This window comes from Tahibacter aquaticus (genome assembly GCF_004363655.1).
Lineage (GTDB): Bacteria > Pseudomonadota > Gammaproteobacteria > Xanthomonadales > Rhodanobacteraceae > Tahibacter > Tahibacter aquaticus.
Genome location: NZ_SNZH01000047.1, coordinates 1 through 4,874, shown reverse-complemented (window position 1 = coordinate 4,874; position 4,874 = coordinate 1). Strand labels below are relative to the sequence as shown.

At 69.6% G+C, this 4,874-nt stretch carries 1 protein-coding gene; it reads right to left on the bottom strand.

Translation table 11 applies throughout. From position 1 onward, the window contains the following. Positions 1-4,874: carboxypeptidase-like regulatory domain-containing protein (locus DFR29_RS28670; RefSeq protein ID WP_133822062.1), on the bottom strand; the 4,874-nt coding region annotated here is incomplete at both ends.

The following is a 4,874-nucleotide window of genomic DNA, read 5'->3' as shown; positions in this document are numbered from 1 at the left end:
TGGTACTCGTCCAGTGGGTGGGCCGCGCCGCCGACGCTGGCGCCGACGCGGTAGCCGGCCAAGGCACAGACGGGGTCCAGTGTGGAAAGTGCAATCGTGTAAAAACCCGCGGAACCGGCGACGGTGTCGCGCAGATCGCCGCTGAGGTTGACCTGCTGGTAGCCACCGGCGGCGCCGTCCCCGTAACCCTCGGCAAGCAAGCTGCGATCGGTGCCATAGAGCTGCACGCGCACGGCGCAGGTATCCGGTGCCGTGCCCTGGACGAAGGCCCGGATCGACAGGCTCAGCCGATCGCTGGCCGCCAACGTCAGGCCGAGCAGTTGACGCTCGCCCGCGAAGCCGAGCACGCCGTCGCGCTCCAGGCTGCTGCCCAGCAAGAGCTCGCGCGCCAGCACTTGGCTGTCGGCGGCGGCATCGACGACGAAGCGCGTGCCGTTTTGGCGGCCGTCGCTCGCGATGAGCTGGTAGCGGTGCTCGCCGTCGAGTTTGAGCCCGGCGTCGAACCAGCCGTCGGCACCGGTGCGACCGATCTCGGCCAACGGTGCGCCGCCCACGGCGTAGAGGACGCGCACGTCCTCCATCGCGGCGTTTCCGGCGTCGGCGTCGAGCGCCCGCACGCGCAACCGCGCCGCCGGTCGCAACACCACGGTGTAATCGTCGCGCTCACCGCCCACGGCGATGCTGCCGCTGACTTGGCGGTCGCTCTCAGCCGTTCCAAAGCGCGGATCGGTGACGCGCACGGTGTAGTCGCCCTGGGGAACGTTGGCCACGAGCACGCGGCCTTGCGCGTCGGTGCGCCCGGCCACGCGTTCGCCGGCGAAGGTGCTGGAACGCAGGTAGACGTTGGCGTCGACCACCGGATTGCCGGCGGCGGAGTTCACCTGCAACTGGACCGAGCCCAGAGGCAGCAGAACCACTTCGCGCACGGTCGGCTGCAGTCCGGCCTCGACGTCGAACGTGGAAACGTTGTCGGCACCGGAGATCGGGTCGATCACGGTGAGACGGTAGCTGCCCGCCGGCACAGCGCTGAAGTCGAAGCGGCCGAGGGTGTCGGTGACCGCTTCGCGCTGCACCGGCCGTTTGCCGCGGTTGACCCCCAACGCGGCGGCGGCGCAGCCGCTGTCGCACTGGTCGTAGCTCTGGCCTGCGGCCACGCCGGACAACTTCACGCGCGCGTTCACCACCGCCTCAGCGTTGGCCGTCAGCGCGGTTCCCTGCACGCGGCCGGTGGGCTGCATCGGCACTTCGATGGCCTTGATCTGGCCCACAGCGATCTCGACCTGTTTGCTCAGACCACGCAGGCGGCGTTCGGGTGTTTGCGCCTGCGGATGCGGGATGTCGAAGATGAAGTCGTAGCGGCCTGGCGGCAGGCCCGGATAGGCGAACGTGGCATCTAGTCCGACGGGAACGTAGTCGTTGTTCGGCGGATCGGGATCGTGGATCGACAAGTACGCCCGACCGTGGGTCACGGAATAGTCCGCCGGTCCCACCGCCGTGCCGTAAATGACGCCGCTGTCGAACAACAGATCCTGCTCGCCCGAGGGCGTCACCGTCGCACGGCGCGACGGAATTTGCGTGACCGGATGGCCCGCAAAATCCTCGAAGCAGCCGCTGTCCGGCTGCGCTTCAAGGTTAACGGCCACGCCCTCGGGCACGGCGACCGAATCGTCGGCGCCGAGCTGACCGTCGAAACGGTAGCTGCCGGCCGGCGGCTGGCCAGCGCCGCCGCTGCCGGCCACCAGGCCGCCGATCGCCGTCCCGCTGGGACACCCGGACATTCCGTCGGAACGCAGACCCCATTGGCGGTTGAACAGCGGATGTTCGGACTGCGCGGTGACGTGGGTACCGGGCACCGCAATGCGCCCGTCGCCTTCGTAAACGATACCGCGGACGCTGGCGGTCAGCGACGGCAGCGGCTCGACGCTGCTGCTCAAGTCCGCGGGTACGGCGAAGTTGGCGACTGCGGCCGCCTCGGCCGGCGACAGGTCGCTCAGCGCCTCCGGCGGCAGCTGCACCAGGCGTTCGGCGGCCGCGCGCGCGCCGCGGCGGTTGATCTGCTGCACGGCGAAATGCAGCAGCGACACCTTGGCACCCGCCGGCACCGTCAGCGTCGACCACGTCTGGGTGAGCACGCCGACGCCGTTGTCCTCGACGAACGCCACGCTGTCGGGCGCCTGAGCACCGGAAGTGGCAGCGAACACGTGGGCCAGGCTCGGCGACTGTTTCGACAGGCTGATGTCGCCATCGTCCTCGTCGTCGGCCACTACCCAGCGGTCGGCCGCATCGACCGCAGCATCGCCGGACGAGGTGGCAACGATGCTGGCCAGCGGCATGCGGCTCTGCACGGCGACGGCCACGCTGACCGGTGCGGCGCCGGGGTTCTCGAAGCTGTCGATATACCGCGCGAAATAGCTGCCGCGCGGCACGTAGACCTGACGCGACAGCCTGAGGCCTGCGACGCTGCCCAGCTGCTCGATCTGGAACTGGCGCCGCGCCGCCTGCAGGCGTGCGCTGCTGGCACCGCCGAACGCCTGACCGTTGACGCTGAGCTGCACGGCACCGTGGTCGTAGGCCTTGCTGCTGCCGGTGGCGAGGGAACCGTCGGGCTGCACGTCGTAAAGGAAGCGGTTGGCGTCGCGCAGGTTGGCCGGTAGCGCGATGCGGTTGTCCAGCAGGGTGAGGTTGACCTCCGTGTCGCCGTCGTCGGCGATGACGTCGAACTCGGCGTCGGCGAAGCGGTCCTGCGCCGCGTCGTAGGCGGTGATCAGGTAGCGTCCCAACGGCAGGCCGGCGCGGACGTAATTGCCTTCGGGCGAGGTCTGCCGCGTCGCGTCGCGGTAGTCGCCACCGCCGATCTGCCGGATCTCGTACGGGAAGCCCCCCGCCAGCGTGGTGCCGTCGGGCCGCACGATGCGGCCGTGCACGCTCCCAGCGGCGCCGAGCACGACGCGCACGGCGACCTGCTGGCCGCTGCTGCTGACCGTGGCCTCGACGTGGCCGCGCAACGCCGCCGTGGGGTTGTGCGGATGCAGGGCTTCGACGCGGTAGGTGCCGGCCGCAACCGGGAAGCGCACCACACCGTTGCTGTCGGCGCTGACGGGCGCGCCTTCGTTGAGCAAGACCACGGCGCCGCCGGCCGGCGCGCCGCGGGCGAACTCCACCGAAACTTGGATCTGACCGAAAGCCGCCAGCGTGAGGTCGCGCCGCGCTACACCGTCCGTGGTCACCGTCACCATGGCCTCGGCGGTGGCCTGGCTGATGGCGTCGGTCGCGGTGATGCGGTGCTCGCCCAACGGCACGTCGAACAAGCCGTAATCGCCCGACGTGTCGCTGAGCGCTTCGCGTACGCGCGGCGGCGTGCCGTCGATGAACAACACCACGCGGGCGTTGACCACCGGCGTGCCGTCGGCGGAACGCACGGTTCCGATGACGGAACCGGTGGGTTCCATCGCCACAGGCACCACGGTCACGCGGCCGGCGACCACGGTACCCTGGCCGCGGCCGAACAGCGGGCTGCCCTGTGGATGCGGCTGGTCGGCAAACACGAAGTAGTTGCGCGGCACGTTCGCCAGCAGGGCGTAGCTGCCGTCTTCGGCCGACACGGTCGAGTTGATCGGTGCGGACTGGCCTTCGTTGCAGCGGTTGCGGTCGTCGAGGGTACACAGGCGCAGTACCGCGCCGCCGACCGTGGCCTGGTTGTGCCGCTTGACCAGACCGCGCAAGTCACCGCTGCCGACGAAGACCAGGTCCTGCGTGGTCTGCGTCTGCGTCGGCACGAAATCGCCGGGCGTGGTCGCGGTGCTGGTGCCGGCGTTGGGATGGCGCGCGACCAGGTCGAAAGCGTGGATGGGAACCACGGCATTGTTGGACGAGCCGTCCAGGCGCGAGCGGAATTCGAACGCACCTTGTGCATCGCTGGTGGTGGACCGGGCACGGGCGAACAACGGGTGCTTGCTGCGGAAGGTGACGGCGGCGCTGGCGATGGGCGTGACGCCGTCGCCGGAGAGCACGCGACCGTCGATCACGCCGGCGGCGAGGTTGGGCAGCGGTCCCAGCGCGGAATGGTCCGGCACGGCGAAGTTGACGATGGCGCGGCGCTCGTCCGTGGTCAGGCCGTCGACCGCCTCGGGCGGCAGCTGGGCCAGACGCAGCGCCGCTTCGCGCGCGTTCTGGCGACCGATCTGGTTCAGCGCGAAATGCATCAGCGAGACGCGTTGGCCCGGCGCCACGGTGAGGCTGTTCCAGCGGTAGCTCAGGCGCCCGACCAGGCCGATCAGCTCGTATTCGGCCTGCGCAACCTGCACGGCCGCGCCGCTGCCGTCGAACAGATGGGCGCTGGGCGGACTGCTGTTGGCAGTGAAGGGGTCGTTGTCGCTCTGGTCGTCGACGACGACCCAGCGGTCGCGCAGCTGAAGATCGGTAATCGACAGGATCGGGTCGCCGTCGGAGCTGTCGACGACGCGCGGGTTGCCGTCGGCACCGTTGTGGTGGGTGCGCACGCGCACATCGATGCTGATGGGACTGGAGCCCAGGTTTTCCAGGGTTTCAATGTAGCGCACGAAATAACCGGCACGCGGGGCCAGCACGCGGCGAACGACGCGAAGGCCGAAGGCGTGGTTCTCGTCCAACTCCACTTCCTGGCCGTCGCCGCGCAGGCGTCCCAGGCTGCCGTCGCCGTTGGTGAAGGGCACGGCGACGTTGTTGCGTATCAGCTCAAGACGCAGGCCGCCGCTGTCGGGGCCGCTGCCGCCGAATACGTTGTGCAGGCCGCTGAGCAGGCCGCCGTTGCCGCCGACGTCGTAGAGGAAGCCGTTGGCGTCGAAGAACGAGATCGGCAGGTTGACCACGCTGTCGACCAACTGCAGCAGCACGTC